Source organism: Novosphingobium fuchskuhlense, from assembly GCF_001519075.1.
GTDB lineage: Bacteria > Pseudomonadota > Alphaproteobacteria > Sphingomonadales > Sphingomonadaceae > Novosphingobium > Novosphingobium fuchskuhlense.
Genome location: NZ_KQ954245.1, coordinates 777,149 through 796,308 on the forward strand (window position 1 = coordinate 777,149; position 19,160 = coordinate 796,308).

13 protein-coding genes are annotated in these 19,160 nt (G+C 65.7%); 6 read left to right on the forward strand and 7 right to left on the reverse strand.

Features of this window, described 5'->3' with window-relative positions:
* The first annotated feature begins 8 nt into the window (after positions 1-8).
* From AQZ52_RS13295 to AQZ52_RS13310, 4 genes are read left to right on the forward strand one after another with little or no spacing between them, the layout of a single operon-like run.
* The gene (locus AQZ52_RS13295) at positions 9-647 is read left to right on the forward strand and encodes an urea amidolyase associated protein UAAP2 (protein ID WP_067911591.1); all 639 of its coding nucleotides are present in this window, start codon (positions 9-11) and stop codon (positions 645-647) included.
* Positions 644-4,252 (forward strand): urea carboxylase, encoded by a 3,609-nt coding sequence (uca, locus tag AQZ52_RS13300; RefSeq protein WP_067911593.1) that lies wholly within the window; start codon positions 644-646, stop codon positions 4,250-4,252. The genes AQZ52_RS13295 and uca overlap by 4 nt, the downstream gene beginning before the upstream one ends.
* Positions 4,249-6,003, forward strand: coding sequence for an allophanate hydrolase (gene atzF, locus AQZ52_RS13305; RefSeq protein ID WP_067911602.1), 1,755 nt, complete (start codon positions 4,249-4,251; stop codon positions 6,001-6,003). Before uca ends, atzF begins: the two co-directional genes overlap by 4 nt.
* A gap of 12 nt (positions 6,004-6,015) precedes the next feature.
* The gene (locus tag AQZ52_RS13310) at positions 6,016-6,948 is read left to right on the forward strand and encodes a Vgb family protein (RefSeq protein ID WP_067911605.1); all 933 of its coding nucleotides are present in this window, start codon (positions 6,016-6,018) and stop codon (positions 6,946-6,948) included.
* A gap of 74 nt (positions 6,949-7,022) precedes the next feature.
* Here AQZ52_RS13310 and AQZ52_RS13315 read toward each other — a convergent pair whose 3' ends face one another.
* On the reverse strand, positions 7,023-7,901 hold the full coding sequence (locus AQZ52_RS13315) for a sterol desaturase family protein (protein WP_067911607.1): 879 nt from the start codon (positions 7,899-7,901) through the stop codon (positions 7,023-7,025).
* A gap of 200 nt (positions 7,902-8,101) precedes the next feature.
* Between AQZ52_RS13315 and AQZ52_RS13320 the strand changes: the two genes are divergently transcribed.
* On the forward strand, positions 8,102-11,434 hold the full coding sequence (locus AQZ52_RS13320) for a glycosyl hydrolase (protein ID WP_240481628.1): 3,333 nt from the start codon (positions 8,102-8,104) through the stop codon (positions 11,432-11,434).
* A 105-nt stretch (positions 11,435-11,539) separates the two neighbouring features.
* Here AQZ52_RS13320 and AQZ52_RS13325 read toward each other — a convergent pair whose 3' ends face one another.
* The 6 genes from AQZ52_RS13325 to AQZ52_RS13350 all read right to left on the reverse strand — a co-directional run bounded on the left by AQZ52_RS13325 (position 11,540) and on the right by AQZ52_RS13350 (position 17,692).
* Complete coding sequence (locus AQZ52_RS13325) at positions 11,540-12,853, reverse strand: NAD(P)/FAD-dependent oxidoreductase (protein ID WP_276203274.1); 1,314 nt, start codon at positions 12,851-12,853, stop codon at positions 11,540-11,542.
* 92 nt (positions 12,854-12,945) lie between these two features.
* Entirely contained in the window at positions 12,946-14,106 is a 1,161-nt protein-coding gene (locus AQZ52_RS13330; protein ID WP_067911613.1) for an alpha/beta hydrolase family protein, read from the reverse strand.
* Positions 14,107-14,109: 3 nt separating this feature from the next.
* Entirely contained in the window at positions 14,110-15,012 is a 903-nt protein-coding gene (locus tag AQZ52_RS13335; RefSeq protein WP_067911615.1) for a VOC family protein, read from the reverse strand.
* Positions 15,013-15,015: 3 nt separating this feature from the next.
* The gene (locus AQZ52_RS13340) at positions 15,016-16,257 is read right to left on the reverse strand and encodes an amidohydrolase family protein (RefSeq protein ID WP_067911616.1); all 1,242 of its coding nucleotides are present in this window, start codon (positions 16,255-16,257) and stop codon (positions 15,016-15,018) included.
* On the reverse strand, positions 16,254-16,682 hold the full coding sequence (locus tag AQZ52_RS13345) for a GlcG/HbpS family heme-binding protein (RefSeq protein ID WP_067911619.1): 429 nt from the start codon (positions 16,680-16,682) through the stop codon (positions 16,254-16,256). The genes AQZ52_RS13340 and AQZ52_RS13345 overlap by 4 nt, the downstream gene beginning before the upstream one ends.
* An 86-nt stretch (positions 16,683-16,768) precedes the next feature.
* Positions 16,769-17,692 (reverse strand): LysR family transcriptional regulator, encoded by a 924-nt coding sequence (locus AQZ52_RS13350; protein WP_067911622.1) that lies wholly within the window; start codon positions 17,690-17,692, stop codon positions 16,769-16,771.
* A gap of 132 nt (positions 17,693-17,824) precedes the next feature.
* On the opposite strand from AQZ52_RS13350, the gene AQZ52_RS13355 reads away from it, so the two are divergent.
* Positions 17,825-19,159: a family 1 glycosylhydrolase gene (locus AQZ52_RS13355; RefSeq protein WP_067911625.1), complete on the forward strand. Its 1,335-nt coding sequence runs from the start codon at positions 17,825-17,827 to the stop codon at positions 19,157-19,159.
* The last annotated feature ends 1 nt before the right edge of the window (position 19,160 follow it).

Below are 19,160 nucleotides of genomic sequence, written 5' to 3' on the forward strand. Positions count from 1 at the left end.
GCAGCCCCATGCAGAACCGCGATCCGCACCATGACGGCCTGCCCGATACCATCGTCCACGACGAGGTCGTCCCCGCCCGCGCGCCCTGGATCCACCACATCAAGAAGGGCCAGACGCTGCGCATCGTCGACCTCGAAGGCAACCAGGCGGTCGACTTCCTGCTCTACAGCGAGGCCGACAATACCGAGCGCTATTCGGCGCAGGATACCGTCGCCGCACAGGGCAATCTGTTCCTGCGCACCGGGACCGTCCTGCGCTCGAACGAAGGCCGCCCGATGATGACAATCGCCGGCACCACGGTCGAATACCACGACACCATCGGCGGCGCCTGCAGCTGCGAAAGCAACACGCTGCGCTATGGCCACCACACCAAGGCCCAGCACGCCTGCGTTGAGAACTTCCTCGAAGCCAACCTCACCGAAGGCCGGGGCAAGCGCGATATCGTCGCCAACATCAACTTCTTCATGAACGTGCCCGTGGAACCGGACGGCGCGCTCGGCATCGTCGACGGCATATCAGCGCCGGGCCTCACGGTCGATCTCAAGGCCGAGATGGATGTCATCGTCGTCGTCTCGAACTGCCCGCAGATCAACAATCCCTGCAACGGTTTCAACCCGACGCCTGTCCGCATGATCGTCGCGGCATGAGCCCTAAGCCCTTGTTCACCACCGTTCTCATTGCCAACCGCGGGGCCATCGCCACCCGGATCATCCGCACCTTGCGCCGCATGGGGCTGCGCGCGGTCGCGGTCTATTCGGAAGCCGATGCGGGCTCGCTCCATGTTTCCGAGGCAGACGAAGCCGTCTGCATCGGCGGCGCGCGGCCGTCCGAAAGCTACCTGAATATCGAGGCCATCCTCGCCGCCGCCAAGCAGACCGGCGCGGGCGCGATCCACCCCGGCTACGGCTTCCTCGCCGAGAACACCGATTTTGCCGAAGCCTGCGCGGCCGCCGGGATCGTTTTCATCGGCCCGACGGCAGACAACATCCGCCAGTTCGGCCTCAAGCACAGCGCCCGCACGCTGGCCAAGGCGCACGGCGTCCCGCTCGCCCCCGGCTCCGAACTGCTGACAAGCGAGAAGGAAGCGCTCGCCGCCGCCAATGAGATCGGCTTTCCCGTCATGCTCAAGGCCACTGCCGGCGGCGGCGGCATCGGCATGCGCGTGTGCGAAACGCAGGCCGATGTGCAGGACGGCTTCGCCACTGTCGCGCGGCTCGGCCAAAGCAATTTCGGCGATGCCGGCGTCTTCCTCGAACGCTATGTGCGCCGCGCGCGCCATGTCGAAGTGCAGATCTTCGGTGATGGCGCAGGCCGCGTCGTCGCGCTCGGCGAGCGCGATTGCTCGCTCCAGCGGCGCAACCAGAAAGTGGTCGAGGAAGCCCCCGCCCCGCTGCTTCCCGAACACATTCGGGAGGACCTCTATGCCGCCGCGATCCGCCTGGGGCAGGCCGCGCGCTATCGCAACGCCGGCACGGTCGAGTTTCTCTACGATGCCGAGCGAGAGCAGTTCTACTTCCTCGAAATGAACACCCGCCTGCAGGTCGAACACGGCGTGACCGAGATGGTCATGGGAATCGATCTCGTCGAATGGATGGTGCGCGGCGGTGCGGGTGATTTCAGCTTTCTCGATGCAGCCCCCACCTTGCCGCAGGGCCATTCGGTCCAGGTCCGCCTCTATGCCGAAGACCCGGCGCTCGATTATCGCCCCACCTCGGGCACGCTGACGGCGGTCCAGTTCCCCACTGATATCCGCACCGAAACCTGGGTCATGGCCGGCAGCGAGGTCACCGCGTGGTACGATCCCATGCTCGCCAAGCTGATCGTCCATGCGCCCACGCGCGATCTCGCCGTCACAGCCATGCAGCAGGCGCTCGCCGAAACCCGCATCGACGGCATCGAGACCAACTTGCGCTGGCTGCGCGATGTTGTCCGCACTCCCGCCTTCACCAGCGGGGATGTCTCGACCCGCGTCCTCGATGCAATTGCATACACCCCGCGCAGTGTCCGCGTGATCAGCGGCGGCACGGCCACCACGGTGCAGGACTGGCCCGGCCGCCAGCGCCTCTGGGCCGTCGGCGTGCCCCCCTCGGGGCCGATGGACGACCAGTCGTTCCGCCTCGGCAACCGCCTGCTCGGCAATCCCGAAGGCACTGCCGGCCTCGAGCTCACCCATTCGGGCCCCACCCTCGCCTTCACCGCGCCTGCCCGAATCGCGCTCACTGGCGCGGACTTCGGCGCTACGCTCGATGGCGTCCCTGTCCCGCGCGGCCAGGTCATCGCCATTGCCGCCGGGCAAACACTCGCCTTGAGCCGCGCCTCAGGCGGCGGCATGCGCGGCTACCTGCTCTTCGCGGGCGGCCTCGATATCGCGCCCTACCTCGGCAGCCGCGCCACCTTCGAGCTTGGCCAGTTCGGTGGCCACGCCGCGCGCCGCCTTGTTGCGGGCGATGTCCTCCACCTCGGCGATGAACCCGCCGAAGCGCCACTCGCCGCCACGGCGCTCCCGCCGCTTGGGCAGGAATGGACCCTGCGCGTCCTCTACGGCCCTCACGGCGCACCCGATTTCTTCACGGGCGATGATATCGCGATGATCGTCGGTGCCGAATGGCAGGTGCACTACAATTCCAACCGCACCGGCGTGCGCCTCATCGGCCCGAAACCGCAGTGGGCGCGCAAGGACGGCGGCGAGGCGGGGCTCCACCCTTCGAACATCCACGACAACGCCTATGCCATCGGCGCGGTCGATTTCACTGGCGACATGCCGATCATCCTTGGCCCCGATGGCCCCTCGCTTGGCGGCTTCGTCTGCCCCTTCGTGGTGATCGCGGCCGACCGTTGGAAGCTCGGCCAACTCGTCCCAGGTGATCGCCTGCGCTTTGCCCCCGTCACCATCGCCGATGCCGCCGCAGCAGATGCCGACCAGCAGCGCCTGCTCACGTCGGGCACGCTCCCCGGCCCGGTTCCCGACCGCCCCGTCGCGCATCTCTCCCCGATCCTCGCCGAAACACCCGAGGCAAACGGCCGCCCGCGCACGATCTACCGCCAGCAGGGCGACCGCAACATCCTTGTCGAATACGGCCAGATCGTTCTCGACATCGAGCTGCGCATCCGTGTCCACGCGCTGATGGTCGAACTCGAACGCCTTGCGCTGCCGGGCGTCATCGACATCGTCCCCGGCATCCGCTCGCTCCAGCTCCATTTCGATGGCGTCCAGCTCGATCAATCCGCCGCGCTCGCCGCGCTGATCGAGGCGGAGGAGCGCCTCGGCGATCTCGCCGATTTCACCATCCCCAGCCGCGTCGTCCACCTGCCGCTTTCGTGGCGCGATCCGGCCACGCTGGAGACCATCGAGAAGTACATGGGCGCCGTCCGCGACGATGCGCCGTGGTGCCCGGACAACATCGAATTCATCCGCCGCATCAATGGCCTGCCCGATGTCGCAGCGGTCGAGAACCTCATCTTCGAGGCCAACTACCTCGTCATGGGCCTCGGCGACGTGTACCTCGGCGCGCCGGTCGCGACGCCGGTCGATCCGCGTCACCGCCTCGTCACCACGAAGTACAATCCCGCGCGCACCTGGACCCCGCCCAACGTCGTCGGCATCGGCGGCGCGTACATGTGTATCTACGGGATGGAAGGCCCCGGCGGCTACCAGCTGTTCGGCCGCACCGTGCAGGTCTGGAACACGTACAAGCAGACGGAAGCCTTCACCGAGGGCAAACCGTGGCTCCTGCGCTTCTTCGATCAGATCCGCTTCTATCCCGTCAGCGCCGAAGAGCTGGCGGAATGGCGACGTGATTTCCCCGCCGGCCGCCGTGCGCTCAGGATCGAGCCGAGCGAATTCCGCCTCGCCGATTACCGCAAGTTCCTCGCTGAAAACGCCGAAGCCATAAGCGCCTTCGAGGCCAACCGCCAGGCTGCCTTCGATGCCGAGCGCGCCGATTGGCAGGCGCGCGGCGAATTCGACCGCGTGACGGACCTTGCCGAAGCCGAAGCCCCCACCGCCGGCGCCACGCAAGTCCCCGATGGCACCGACCTTGTCGAGGCTCCCTTCGGCGGCAGCGTATGGAAGCTGCTGGTTTCGGCCGGAGACGCGGTGAAGGCCGGTGATACGATCGCGGTGATCGAGGCGATGAAGATGGAATGCCCCGTCGAAAGCCCCGGCACCGGCACGATCGAGGCGCTCTACATCAAGGAGAAGCAGTCCTTGCAGCCCGGCTCCCCGATGCTCGCCCTGAGGCGCACAGTATGACCGCCGCCGGGATCGCCAAGGCCGTCAACACCGGCCAGACCACAGCCGCCGCGCAGGTTGAAGCCGCCCTCGCCCGCATCGCTGCCTATGATGCGATCCAGCCGCACATCTGGATCAGCCGCGCCAGCGCCGAGCACGTCCTTGCCGCCGCCCATGCGGTTGATGCGCGCATAGCAGCGGGCGAGGTCCTCCCCCTCGCTGGCGTGACTTATGCCGCGAAGGACAATATCGACGTCGCGGGGCTGGAAACCACCGCTGCCTGCCCCGCTTTCGCCTATCGGCCCGATGCCTCCTCCACCGTCGCCGAGCGCCTCACCGCCGCAGGCGCGATCTGCATGGGCAAGACCAACCTCGACCAGTTCGCCACCGGCCTCGTCGGCGTGCGCAGCCCCTATGGCATTCCGCGCAATGCCTTCAACCGCGCATATGTCAGCGGCGGCTCGAGCTCTGGCTCGGCCATCGCAGTCGCCGCTGGGCTCGTCCCGATCGCCCTCGGGACCGATACCGCAGGCTCAGGCCGCGTCCCCGCTGCGTTCAACCATCTGCTTGGCTTCAAGCCCACCAAGGGCAGGTGGCCGACACGCGGCGTCGTGCCTGCCTGCCGCTCGGTCGATTGCGTCACCGTATTCGCACACACCACCGCCGACGCCGCACTGGTCGACAGCATCCTTGCCGGTTTCGATCCCGCCGACGCATGGTCCAAGCCGCTGGCGGACCGCGCGCTTGCCCCGCGGCGCATCGGTGTCCCGCCGCGCCGCCAGCGCCAGTTCTTCGGCGATGCCGAGAGTGAATACTTCTACGACCGCGCGCTCGCTCACCTCAGCGCCCTCGCCGAAATCGTGGAGATCGATATCGCCCCGCTGCAGGAAGCCGCCCAGCTCCTCTACGGCGGCCCCTGGGTCGCCGAGCGCACCGCCGCCATGGCGCAGATCCTCACCGACAATCCCGATGCCGTCGATCCCACCGTCCGCGCTGTGGTCGAAGCCGGTTGGGACAAGACCGCCGTCGAAACCTTCAACGGCGTTTACCGCCTCGCAGAACTGAAGCGCCACGCCGACCTCATGTGGGGCGAACTCGATGTGCTTGCCTTCCCCACCACCGGCACCACCTACCGCGTCGCCGAACTGGCCAAGGCCCCCATCGCGCTCAACAGCAATCTCGGCGCCTATACCAATTTCGTGAACCTGCTCGACATGGCCGCGCTGGCGGTCCCGGCGGGCACGCGCCACAATGCCACCGGCTTCGGCATCACCCTGATCGGCCCGGCGGATACCGACCGCGCGCTGCTCACCCTTGCCGATGCCTATCTCGCCGAGGCCAACCTCGCCCCGCCCCCACCGCTCGATCTGGAGGGAAAGATGCAGACCGTGAAACTCGCTGTCGTCGGCGCACACCTCAAGGACATGCCGCTCCACTGGCAGCTCACCTCGCGCGAGGCGACATTCGTGGAAGCGACCCACACCGCCCCCACCTACCGGCTCTTCGCCATGGCCGACAGCGTGCCCCCCAAGCCCGCGCTGATCCACAGCACCGAAGACGGCGCCGCCATCGCGGTCGAAGTCTACGAACTGGGCGTCGCAGAGTTTGGCAGCTTCACGGTCGAAGTCCCCGCCCCGCTCGCCATCGGCACCGTCACGCTGGCCGATGGCACAAGCGTCAAGGGCTTCGTCGCCGAACCGCGCGCGATCGCCGGTGCCGAAGATATCACCCACCTCGGCGGCTGGCGCGCCTATATCGCGCAGAAAAGCTGAAGGAGCCCGCCCATGCGTACCCTCAAGACCCTGTTCCTGACCGCCGCCCTCATCCCCGGTATCGCCACAGCCAAGGATGCACCGAAGCCGGTTGTCCTCACCGTCCCCGGTTTCGCGGACTTCCTCGCGATCGATGGCGACACGGTCTGGGCCACCAACCGCTTCTCGGTCGAGCAATGGTCGCTGAAGGGCAAGACGCTGGAGGCCCCGATGGGGCGGCCCTGCGGCGGCATGAGCGTCGACTATGGCTCGCTCTGGGTCGCCGATTGCCCCGAAGGCGCGGTCAAGCGCATCGACACCAGGACAGGCAAGCTCCTCGCCGTGATCTCCACGGGCATCGCCAACAACATGGAGGGCGAGCTCAACACCGTGACCGGCGCGGGCTCCGCCTGGATCGCCAGCGAGGCCAGCGGCAAGATCGCGCGCATCGATGCCGCGACCAACAAGGTCGTCGCCACCATCCCCACCGCCTCTGGCTCGTGGTACCTCACCTTCGGCCTCGGCGCGCTCTGGGCGGTCAGCGGCAAGCAGCAACTGCTTAGCCGCATCGATCCCGCCACCAACACCGTGACCGGTACGGTCGCGCTGGGGAAAATGCCCGGATTCCTCGTCGCGGGCGAAGGCGCGGTCTGGGTGCAGGAACAGGGCGACGGCACCGTCGCGAAGGTCGATCCCGCCACGATGACCGTCACGATGCGCATCAAGGTGGGCGACAACCTCAAGTACGGCGACATCGACGTCGGCGACGGCAAGGTCTGGCTGCGCACGACCGACGATCAGGAGTTTGTCGTCATCGATGCACAGACGGGCGCGATCCTCAGCCGCGTCGGCAAGCCCGTCCACAGCGGCGGTTTGCGCTGGACACCCGGCGGCGCATGGACATCAGCCCACGATTTCCACCTGCTGACGTGGTGGCCCAAGGGTAGCGAGACCGTGAAGCCTTGAGCGCCGTGTAATAACCACTGGACACCCTCGCAGGCGGGGATCCAAAGCAGCAAACCCGGCGCCAGCGCACCGTATCAAACCGCCGCCCTGCGCCCCTTCGCCCAGTCGATGATCGGCGTCAGCGGATAGATCAATGTCTCGCCGATCCCCATGGGCCGGCGGCCCTCCTGCCCTACCTCGACCGCCTCGCCCGCCCGATACGTGCCGTGCAGCCGATCGAACAGGATCAGCGCGCAGGCATAGTTGCAGCGCGTGTCCTCGTACTCCACCGAATGGTGCAGGCTATGCGCCTCCACTGTGGTGAACACGGCAGAATACCAGCGCGGCGGATCAAAGCGCACATTGGCATGACTGAACGCCGCGATCGTCCCCAGCATATGCCCCGCGCAGAGCAGCGCCGTCAGCGAGAAGTCGAGGAACACCGTCACGCTGAGGCCGATCAGGAACAGCTCGAAGGGATTGCCCACCGCGCCCTTCAGTGCGTTCAACTGCCGCACGAAATGATGCGGTGCATGGACCACCCACAGCGGAAACCAGTTGTGCATTGCGCGGTGCAGCCAATAATGCCCCCACTCGATCAGCAGCATGATCAGCGCAACCTGGGCGATCAGCGGCGCGTGTTCCAGCCATGGCGTATGGATGCCCAGCGCATCCTTCACCCCGATCAGCGGCGCATCGGCCCAGTGCTTTCCGGCATAGCGCACCACTGTGTAAAACATCACGAAGTAGAACAGGTCGGAAAGGAATTCCGCGCGCGTCAACCGCCATCCCGCGTGCCGTTCGTTGATCTGCTCCAGCCCCAAAATCATGAACTTGGTGCAGACCGCCGCAATCACGATGGTCCAGCCATTCGTCACCAGCGCCGCTGGAAGCAGCGACCAGAACGCGAAGATCGCGAGCAATGTCGCAGGCTGGTAATACTTGAATAAGCCCCGTTTAATACCTTCCGCCATTGCGCGAACCCCCAAGGCGTTTGTTGCTTCTCAAGGCTACCATCAAGCCTTGGTATGAACAATTGCCCCATTCGTCATACATCCTGGCGCGGCGCGTGAGAGCGACCGACGATCCGCCCGCCTTGGCGATTTCGCTTGCATCCGATGCGCGTTTTTGATCAACCCAATCACAAACAATCATCCAGTCGTCCGGGAGACGCGTGTTGCACAAGGCCCCCATCCGCCTCCTCGGAGCGTTTCTCCTCGCCACCAGCGCGCTCGCCCCCCTTCACGCCGAGCCGGTAGCCGATCCCCTCGCCGATGGCTTCCGCGATCCCCCGATGTCCGCCCGCCCGCGCGTCTGGTGGCACTGGATGAACGGCAACGTCACCGAAGAAGGGATCAAGCTCGATCTCGAATGGATGAAGCGCATCGGCATCGGCGGCGCGCAGACTTTCGATGCCCAGCTCCAGACGCCGCAAGTTGTCGAAAAGCGGCTTGTCTATATGACACCCGAGTGGAAGCACGCCTTCCGCACCGCGACCGAAACGGCAGACAAGCTCGGCCTTGAACTCGCTATCGCCGCCTCGCCCGGCTGGAGCGAAACTGGCGGGCCCTGGGTAAAGCCCGAAGACGGCATGAAGAAGCTCGTCTGGTCCGAAACCCCGGTGACCGGCGGCAAGCGCTTCAAGGGCAAGCTCGCCGCGCCGCCCTCCACCACCGGCCCGTTCCAGGATCTCGGCATGCAGCCCGAAATCGGTTCGGACCATCCCAAGACCGACCTGCCGCAGTTGTACCGCGATACCTATGTCTTCGCCGTCCCGGAGACCGAAGTCCCGCTGGCCCCGGTCTGGTCGGCCTCGTCCGGTGCGATCGACGGTGCGAAGCTGACAGACGGGAAGCAGATCACCGTTGTCGAGCTGCCTGCAGGCAAGCCCGATGCACCCGCATGGATCCGGGCCGATTTCACAGCCCCCCAGCAGGTCCGCTCGGCGACGCTCGCCACACCGCCCACGTCGCTGTTCAGCGCTGCGAAGTTCGTGCCCGTACTCGAGGCGAGCAGCGACGGCACAGCATTTAGCGAAGTGGCGCGTTTTCCCACCGGCACCGCCGCGCAGTACACGGTCACGTTCGCGCCGGTTAGCGCCAAGGCGCTGCGCGTGCGCTTCGTGTCCGAACAGAACGGCTTCGGCCTCCCCACAGCGCCCGCGCCCGGCGCCGAATTTCCGGCGTTCCCCGGCTTCATGAGCGGCAGCGGCCCCCATGTCACCATCGCCGAACTCCGCTTTTCCGCGAGTGGGCGCACGCACCGTTTCGAGGAAAAGGCCGGCTTCGCCACCACACTCGATTACCACGCGATCCCGACACCCGATGCACCCGCCATTCAGGAAGGCGCCGTCATCGACCTCACCGGCAAGATGCAGGGTGATGGCAGCCTCGACTGGACCCCGCCCAAAGGAAATTGGCGCGTCCTCCGCCTTGGCTACTCGCTCACCGGCACAGAAAACCACCCCGCCCCGCCTGAAGCGACCGGGTTCGAAGTCGACAAGTTCGATGCGGAGGCCGTTCGCCGCTATATCAACACCTACCTCGACACCTACAACGCCGCCGCCGGGCCCGACATGATCGGCCGGCACGGTGTGCGCGCGCTGCTAAACGACAGCATCGAGGTCGGCGCCAGCAACTGGACGCCCACCCTCGTCGCCGAATTCAAGGCCCGGCGCGGCTATGATCCGGTGCCGTGGCTTCCCGCACTCACCGGCGTGATCCTCGGCAGCCCGGCGCGCACCGATGCCTTCCTCCACGATTTCCGCGCGACACTTGCCGACCTCATGGCCGATGCGCACTACAAAACCATTGCCGAGGAAGCCCGCAAACGCGGACTGATCCACTATTCCGAAGCACTGGAGGACAAGCGTCCCTCGCTGGGCGACGACATGGCCATGCGCCGCAATGCCGATGTGCCGATGGCCGCGATGTGGTCCTACGACACCGAACGCGGCGCGCCCCAGCCCACGCATCAGGGCGACATGCGCGGCGCGGCCTCGGTTGCCCACATCTATGGACAGAACCTCGTCGCCGCCGAGTCCCTGACGTCCGCGCTCCAACCCTGGGCTTTCGCCCCGCGCGACCTCAAGCCGATGATCGACATGGAATTCGCCCTCGGCGTCAACCGCCCGGTGATCCACACCTCGGTCCACCAGCCCCTGACCGACAAGGCTCCTGGCTTCTCGCTGTTCATCTTCGGCCAGTATTTCAACCGTCTCGAAACGTGGGGCGAGCAGGCGCGGCCCTGGGTCGATTATATGGCGCGCAGCAGCTACCTGCTCCAGCAGGGCCGCAACGTGGCGGACGTTGCCTACTTCTACGGCGAGGAAGCCCCGCTGACCGCGCTGTTCGCCAAGGCTGTGCCGGACGATCTGCCCACAGCGAACGCCTTCGATTTCGTCAATCCCGACGTGCTGCTGAACCAGCTCTCAAACGAGGGCGCAGACCTCGTCGCGAAGAGCGGCGCGCGCTACAAGGCGCTCTATCTCGGCGGCAGTTCCGCCCGGATGAGCCTGACAGTGCTTCAGCGCATTGCAGACCTCGTACGCGGCGGTGCCACCCTGATCGGCGAGAAGCCCTTGGGCTCCCCTGCGTTGCAGGACGATCCCGCCGCGTTCGCCCGCCTTGCCGATGCGCTGTGGAGCGGCGACGCCGGCAAGGGCCACGTGCTGCCCTCCCGCAATCCGGACGAAGCCTTGCGGACCCTCGGCATTTCGGCCGACCTGACCTACACCAGAGCCGCGCCGGATAGCGCGGTTCTGTTTGTTCACCGCAAGACGGCGGACGCAGAGATCTACTTCGTCACCAACCGCAAGAACCGCGCAGAGCCGACGACACTGAGCTTCGCGCAAGCTGGCAAGGCGCCCGAATGGTGGGACGCGGCGACGGGCAAGGCCGCACCGCTCGGCTACACCACCAAGGATGGCCGCACCGAGATCACGCTGACCTTGCGGCCCTGGCAATCAGGCTTCGTGGTGTTCCGCAAGGCCGGCCCCGCCAGCCTCGACATCGGCACACCCGTCCGCAGCGAGGTAGCGTTGGTGCAAGGCCCGTGGGCCGTCGCCTTCCAGCCGGGACGGGGCGCCCCCGCAAGCGTGACGCTGCCCGCACTCACGGACTGGACGCAGGCCGCCGATCCAGGCGTGCGCTACTTCTCGGGCACGGCCACCTATCGCCAGACCCTCAAAGTGCCCGCCATACGGCCCGGCCAGCGCCTGATCCTCGATCTCGGCGAGGTGCGCGAGGTCGCCGAAGTCCTCGTCAACGGCAAGTCCGCCGGCACTCTCTGGAAGCCGCCGTACGAAGCCGACCTGACCGGCCTTGTCCATCGCGGCATCAACACGCTCGAAGTGCGTGTCACCAACCTGTGGGTCAACCGCCTGATCGGTGATGCGCAGCCCGGTGCCAAGCCGATCACGTTCACCACGCTGAAGACCTACCGCGCCGATGCCCCGCTGCGGCCATCAGGCCTGATCGGGCCGGTGACGCTGAGCGTGGAACGCTAACCCTACCTCTCGTCATTGCGAGGAGCGCAGCGACGCAGCAATCCAGAGCGTCACGCGAACCGCTCTGGATTGCTTCGCTACGCTCGCAAGGACGAGTGCCCTGGCTCAGTGCAGCTTGAGCCGCGGCCGCACGATCTGGTTCACGTGCCCGATGACGATCAGCGTGATCCCCCGCCACCAGCCGTGGATGGCAATGAGGTGCATGCGGTAGAGCGACATGTAGACCATCCGCGCGATCCGCCCTTCCACGCGCATCCGCCCGCCGACGAGGTTGCCCATCAGGCTCCCCACGGTCGAGAACCGGCTCAGCGAGACCAGCGAGCCGTGGTCGTGATACGAGAATTCCTTCAGCGGCTGGCCCGCCTGCGCACGGACCAGATTGGTGAACACGAGGCTCGCCATCTGGTGCGCGGACTGCGCGCGCGGCGGCACCGGTCGCTCCTTGCCGGGCAGGATGCAGGATGCGCAATCGCCCAGCGCATAGATGCGCTCGTCGGTCTCGGTCTGCAGCGTCGGCCGCACAATGATCTGGTTGCCGCGGGTCAGCGCCAGATCGCTCATCGTCTTGATTTCCTCGGCGCCCTTCACGCCTGCTGCCCAGACAATCAGGTCGGAGGGGATCACCTTGCCATCACCGGTATGGACCGCGCGGTCCTCCAGCCGAACCACCTGTGTGCGCTCCAACACCTTGACGCCGAGCTTCTCGAGCTCCTCGCGGGCTGTCATCGCCAGCACTTCATCGAGCGCCGGCAGGATGCGCGGCCCCGCCTCCAGCAACGAAACCTCGAGCTTGGTCTCGTCGAAAACTTCGAGGCCATAGTGCCTGAGCGCCCTGGCCGCGTTGTAAAGCTCGGCTGCGAGTTCCACGCCCGTCGCGCCGCCGCCGACAATGCTGACCCGCACCCGCGCATCGGGATTGCCGGTGTGGTGCTGGTGGTTGGTGCGCAGGCAGGCATTCAGCAGCTTCTGGCGGAACTTGTCCGCCTGCGGCCGGTCTTCAAGGAACATCGCATGTTCGCGCACGCCCGGCACGCCGAAATCGTTGGATATCCCGCCGATTGCCAGCACGAGATAATCGTAGCGCACCGTGTGCCGCCCGATCACTTCTTCGCCGCGCTCGTCGAGCAGCGGCGCGGTCGTGATCGTGCGATGCTCGCGGTCGATGCTTTCGATGCTGCCCTGGAAGAACCGGTAGCCCCAGCGAACCGCGTGGCCGCCATAGCCGACCTCGTCGAGATTGGCGTCGAGCGAGCCCGCCGCCACTTCATGCAGCAGCGGCTTCCAGATATGCGTCAGGTTGCGGTCGATCAGGATGATGTCGTGCTTCTTGCGTCCATACCTGGCGCCGAGCTTGCGGACGAGTTCCAGCCCGCCGGCACCTCCGCCCACGACAACGATCTGCGTCTTCTGATCCGGCACGCGCAATTCCCCCCGCGCACGAGATTTGCGCGCAAGGTTATTGCCAGAAATGGACCAGCAATAGTAGCCTGTCCGTTCGGGAATGGCGCATTTCAGGCCTTGGTGCGGCCTCCGAGCGTGTCGGCAAACCAGTCGGCTATGTAATCATTGCCGAAACTCATGTTGTCCGCCCCCACGTGCTCCACCCCGCCCTCGCGCGCGGTGAAGATCTTGAGCTCGCGCCGCGGCGAATTGACCAGCTGCGCATAACTCTGGTGCGCATAGTCGACGCTGATCTGCCGGTCGGTCGCCCCGTGAGTCACCAGAAACGGCACTTTGATCCGGTCGAGGTGGCCATTGAGGTTCATGTCGTTGCTCCTGGCGAGGAAGTCCGCATGGTCCTTCGCGCCGAACACCCAATAAACGTGGCCCCAGTAGTGCGGCACCGGGTTCTCGCCCTCGCGCGCCATGCGCTTGTCCTGCACCTCGCGCCAATTGTGGTTGGCGCCCCAAGCCGCGCCGCTGGCAAAGCGCGGCTCATAAGCTACCGCGCGCGGCGCGAAGTGACCGCCCAGCGAAATGCCGGTCATGCCGATGCGCTTGGGGTCCACCTCAGCGCGGGTTTCCAGCCAGTCGACCCACTTCGAGGCCCATGCTTCCGAGTACGGCGTCGCATTGAGGCCCTGCAGCCGCAACGCCTCGCCGGTGCCCGGCTGGTCGACACAGAGCGTGTGGATACCGCGCTTGGCCAGCGCCTCGGGGAAACCACCGAGCCACAGCATTTCCTTCATGCTGTCGAGCCCGTTGCAATAGACCACGCAGGGCGCCGGCCCTTCGACATCCGCGCGGTGGAAATAGGCGGATATCGTCTTGCCCTCGTAGGGGATTTCCACCCGCTCCAACGGATCGCCGGAAAACCTGGTGCCGCGCTGGAAGCTGTCCAGCGCCTTAGCATAGGTCTGCTCGCGCCCGGCCGATCCATGCGCTTGCATGCGTTCACCGGTGAGGTAGTAGATCGTCGCGCGCTTGAGCTTGGTTCCGGCGGAAAACGCGCGGCCAAGCGCAAGGTCTTCCTCGGCCAGCTCGACCAGCTTGTCGGCCATCTTGACCCATTCGGCCATGAACTCGGCCGTGCCCGCATCGGCGCCGCTTTGCGCCTTGTCGAGCAGCGGTTTGATCATGTCGACGATTTCGCCGATCCGCCCGCCGTTCTCCATCGCGATGGCGACGGAAAGGTTCCAGATGTAGTTGGGAAAAGGCTCGAAAAGCGCCATGGTTCAGACCCCCGCCGGCTGAAACAGCGCCGCATCTGGCGCGGGCTTGGGCATGGTCTGCGGGCCGCCGATGCCGATACCCCACTGGTCCATGATTTCGGGCGCGGGTGCAATCACTTGCGCGACGTGGTTCTCGAAATCGACCTTTTCCAGCTCGGCAGTATACTCCACCGCAAAGCCGCCCGGCGTGGTGAAGTAGCTGAAGGTGTTGTTGCCTGCCGTGTGCCGTCCGGGGCCCCAGCGGATGTCGATCTTCTGCCGCTTCAGCCGCGCCACGCCGCGCATCATCTCGTCGACGTTGGCCATGTCGTAGGCGACATGGTTGAGGCAGGGCGGCCCGGGGAGGAAAGCAATGCGGTGGTGCGCTTCGTTGCAGCGCAGGAAGCACATGAAATCGCCCAGCCAGTCGCTCAGCTTGAAGCCCAGCACGTCGATGAAGAACGCCAGCTCCTCATGGTGGCGCGGGGAGTGCATCACGATATGGCTTATCCGCTCGGGGATCGCCTCACGCGGGGCCAACGCACGCGCGGTGCCGCGAGCGACACCAGCGGAAATCTCGTAAGGCAAGCCATCCTTCGAGAAGAAGCGGAAACCATAGCCGCCACCAAACTGCGCCAGCTCCTTCGGCTCCCAGACGATCTGGCAGCCATAGTCCCGCACCTTGGCGAACAGCGCGTCGACATCGGCCGGCGTATCGGCAGCGAGCGCGATCACATCGATCCGTTGCACATCGTCCTGCCGCAGACGCACGACATAAAGTTCATCATGCCCCTCGGCGGCGAAGTAAACCATGCCGTCAGCTTCCTTGACCTCCTTGAGCTTCCAGTTCTCGGCATAGAACGCCCGCTCGGCGGCCAGATCGGAGACGGCATAGCCGACATAGCGGATTTCGGTAACGCGGCTCATAGTTCAGCTCTCTTCCTGTCGCGCAAATGGCTTGTGGAACTGTCCGCCCTTCATGATGGCGGCAAGATTGTGTTTGTCCTGCAGGATGCGGACATCGGCGGTCGGATCACCGTCGACCAGCAGCAAGTCGGCAAGGTAGCCCGCACGAACCTGCCCGACATCCCAGTCGACCAGCTCGCCGCCCTGCTTCGTCGCGGCAACGAGCGCCTCGACGGGCGAGAATCCGAACAGATTGACGAAATGCTCAAGATCGCGTGCGTTGCGGCCGTGCGGGTTGTAGGGAAAACCGTAGTCGCCGCCCGGCAGCACGCGGATGCCGCGCTTGCGCATTTCGGGAATGACCTGCTGGCCCAGTTCGATCCCGCGCACTGCGCCGAGTTCGGCTGCTTCCCTGGGGCCAATGCCGAAGTCCTGCGCCTCATGCGCGCGCGCCCAAAGGAGGCCTACCGCAGGCGCGGTAAAGGTCTGGTCCTTCTTCGACTCGAACAGGTCGAGTGCTTCCTCGTCGGCATAGGTGCAGTGGTAGATCGCGCGGAAACCGGCGCGCAGCGCGCGCTTGACCGCTTCGGCCCCCTGCGCGTGGCAGGCGAGCCATATTCCCGCCTCACGCGCCGCCGCGCCGATCGCCTGCGCTTCCTCTTCGGAATACATCAGCGTCTGCGAACCGCCCGGCTGGAAGGCATCGTCGCTCGACATCAGGAACTTGATCGTGTCGCAGCCGTCTGCTTTCTTCTGCGCCACGTACTCGCGCAGATGCGGAATATCGCGCTGGTGCGTCGGATCGTGCCCGGCCGGCACACCGAGCACGCCTTCCGCGCCCTTTTCGAGCGCCGAGGCGCGCAGGCGCGGGCCCGGCATAAAGCCCGCGTCGATCATGTCACGCAGCGCCGGCTCGATCCGCTCGCCCAGCGAGCCCGCCGAATAGACGCTGGTGAACCCGTGATCGAGCGTGATCCGCGCGTTCTGTGCAGTCACCAAAACGTGCTGTTCGATCGGCAGCGGCTTCATCGTGTTGATCACGCGCTCGACGGATGTGGGCCAGGTCAGGTGCCCATGCGCCTCGACCATGCCCGGCATCAGCGTGCGGCCCTGTCCCTCGATCATCACCGCGCCCTCGCGCGGCAGTCGCTCGTCGCCCTTGGCCACGGCTTCGATGCGCTCGCCATGCACCAGCACCTCACCCGGGAACAGCGCCGTACCGCTCCCGTCGAAGATCATCACATCGGTAAACAGCGTGCCCGTCATGCGCCGGTATCCGCCACGAGGCCCGTCGCCGCAATACCCGCCAGCGCGCAAATCTCGTCATTGTCAGAGGTATCGCCCGTCACGCCCACCGCGCCGAGGATCGTGCCGTCCGCATCGCGGATCAACACGCCGCCCGGCACCGGCAGCATACCGTGCGGAAACGCGGCCTGCAGACCATTGAAGAACATCGGCATAGCCGCCGCACGCTTGGCGAGTTCCCGCCCACCAAAGCCCATGCCGAGGCAGCCCGCCGCCTTGCCCATCGCAATCTCGGGCCGGTAGATCGAGGCGTTCTCGTCTCGCAGCAGCGCCAGTATGTGCCCGCCGCGGTCGAGCACCACGCAGGCCAGCGGCGCAAAGTCGCGGCGGCGGCCTTCCGCGAGCGTTTCCATGGCAATCGTGAGGGCGTGCGCGAAGGTCAGCATGGTCCGGTATCTCTCCCGGCACTCTTCTGCTGGTGCGCGATCAATCTGTAAAAATGCTTCTTTGGATGTTCAGGCATAAATGAAGTCTATAGATTAACCAGCTCGCCCCGCCGGGCGATCGCCTCGATCCGTTCGCGCAGCCAGGTGAGGCCGGCGTCGTCCTTGCGCCCCGGATGGTAGCTCAGCATCTGCTTCATCGCGGGAATCTCGAAGGGCACCGGCGCGCTGGTGATGGCGAAACGGCCGCTCAGCTGTTCGGCGAGGCGCGAATGCATCACCGAAAGACGGTGAGTGCCCTCGATCAGCCACGGCACGGCCGTGAAAATCGCCACCGTCGCCTCGATGGTGCGGCTGCGCCCCATGAGTTCGAGCGTCCGGTCCGCGTAGGACAGCGTCTGCCCACCACCCAGCACCACCGCGACATGCCCCGCCGCAAAGAAGGCTTCCTCGGTGATCGTGCCGCTCGCGATCGCCGGATTGCCGCTCCAGCCCACGACCACCTGCGGCTCGTGATAGAGCACATAGGACAAATGATTGCCGCCGATCACGTATTCGGGCGTGATCGTGATGTCGATCTTGCCTTCCTCCAGCTCCTGCACCGTTCCCGGCTGCGGCAGCCCGCAATCGACCCGGATGCCGGGGGCGTCCTCGGCCAGCTGGGCCACCAGCGGCACGATCAGCGAGGCAAACACATAGTCGGACGTCACCACCTTGAAGCTGCGCTGCGACGTAGCCGGATCGAAATGGGGCGAGCGCGACAGCATGACCTCGAGGCCCAGCAGGCTCTCGCGCACTTGCGGCATCAGCTCGTCCGCAAAGGGTGTGGGGTGCATGCGCTTGCCCTGCAACTGCAGCAGTTCGTCGCCAAAATACTCGCGCAGCCGCGCAAGTGCGGCGCTCATCGCCGGCTGGCTAAGGTTCAGCCGCTCGGCGGAACGGCTGACGCTGCGCGTCGTCATCAACGCATCGAACGCGACAAGCAGGTTGAGATCGAGACCCTTGAAGCGCATCCTGCCGTCGTCCCTACACCAAACCGACTGCCTTATGTATCCACACAGCTTATATGATTTTATGCATCATGACAATTTTACTTGATTGATAATTTCGCCCAGACCAGCATGAAACAAGTGGGAGAAGATGGAATGGCAATCGACCGACGCACGTTCGTGGCGGCCACGGCTGCGGGCCTGGCAATGAATGCCGCCCCCCGCGCGGTCGCCAGAACGGTCAAGGCCGCCCCTCCGGCCGGCCCCTTCCCTGCCGATTTCATCTGGGGTGCAGCCACCGCCGGCCACCAGGTCGAAGGCAACAACGTCAATGCCGATTGCTGGCTGCTGGAAAACATCAAGCCCACGGCCTTCACCCAACCGTCGGGCGATGCGGCCAACAGCTTCGAGCTGTGGCGCACCGATCTCCAGCTCGCGCGGAACCTTGGCCTCAATGCCTATCGCTTCAGCCTCGAATGGGCGCGGATCGAGCCGGAACCGGGCCAGTTCTCGGTCGCCATGCTCGATCACTACAAGGCAATGATTGAGGGCGCGCGCGCCATGGGCCTCAAACCCATCGTCACCTTCAACCACTTCACCACACCGATCTGGTTCGCTGCCCGTGGCGGCTGGATGAACGACGAGGCACCGCAGCTCTTCGCCCGCTTCTGCGACAAGGCGGCGCGCCATCTCGCCGCCGGGATCGATCACGCCACCACGCTGAACGAGCCCAATCTGGCGGGCGTGCTGCAATTCCTCCTGCCGCCGGGCCTGCTCGATCAAGACAGGGCCATGGTCGAGGCCGCCGCGAAGAAGCTGGGCGTTCCGCTGTTCCTTGCCGGCAACGCGCTCTACCAGCCCGATCCCGCCAAGGTTCAGGCGCATCTGCAAGCGGCCCACACCCAGGGCAAGGCCGCGATCAAGGCCGCGCGCGGCGATCTGCCGGTCGGCGTCAGCCTCGCGATGATCGACGATCAGGAGGCCGAGAAGGGTTCGGTGCGCGATGCGATGCGCGAGAAGTTCTACAATTCCTGGCTGCGCCTCGCCGCTGCCGACGATTTCGTCGGCGTGCAGAACTACGAACGCGCGCTCTGGGGCAAGACGGGCAAGCTCCCTGCACCCGCAGATGCCCGCCGCAACTATATCGGCGCCGAAGTCTATCCCGCTTCGCTCGCGGGGGCCGTGCGCTATGCCCACCAGGTCGCCAAGGTGCCGATCATGGTCACCGAACACGGCGTGGGAACGAGCGACGATACCGTGCGCGCCTGGATGATCCCCGAAGCGCTTGATCACCTGCGTGCCGCGATGGCGGATGGCGTGCCGGTCAAGGGCTATTGCCACTGGTCGCTGATCGACAACTTTGAATGGGTCTTCGGCTACAAGCCCCAGTTCGGCCTGCACAGCTTCGATCGCCAGACTTTCACGCGCACCCCCAAGCCCAGCGCGCTCGTCTACCGCGACTACATCAAGAGCCACACGGCAGGAGCCTGAC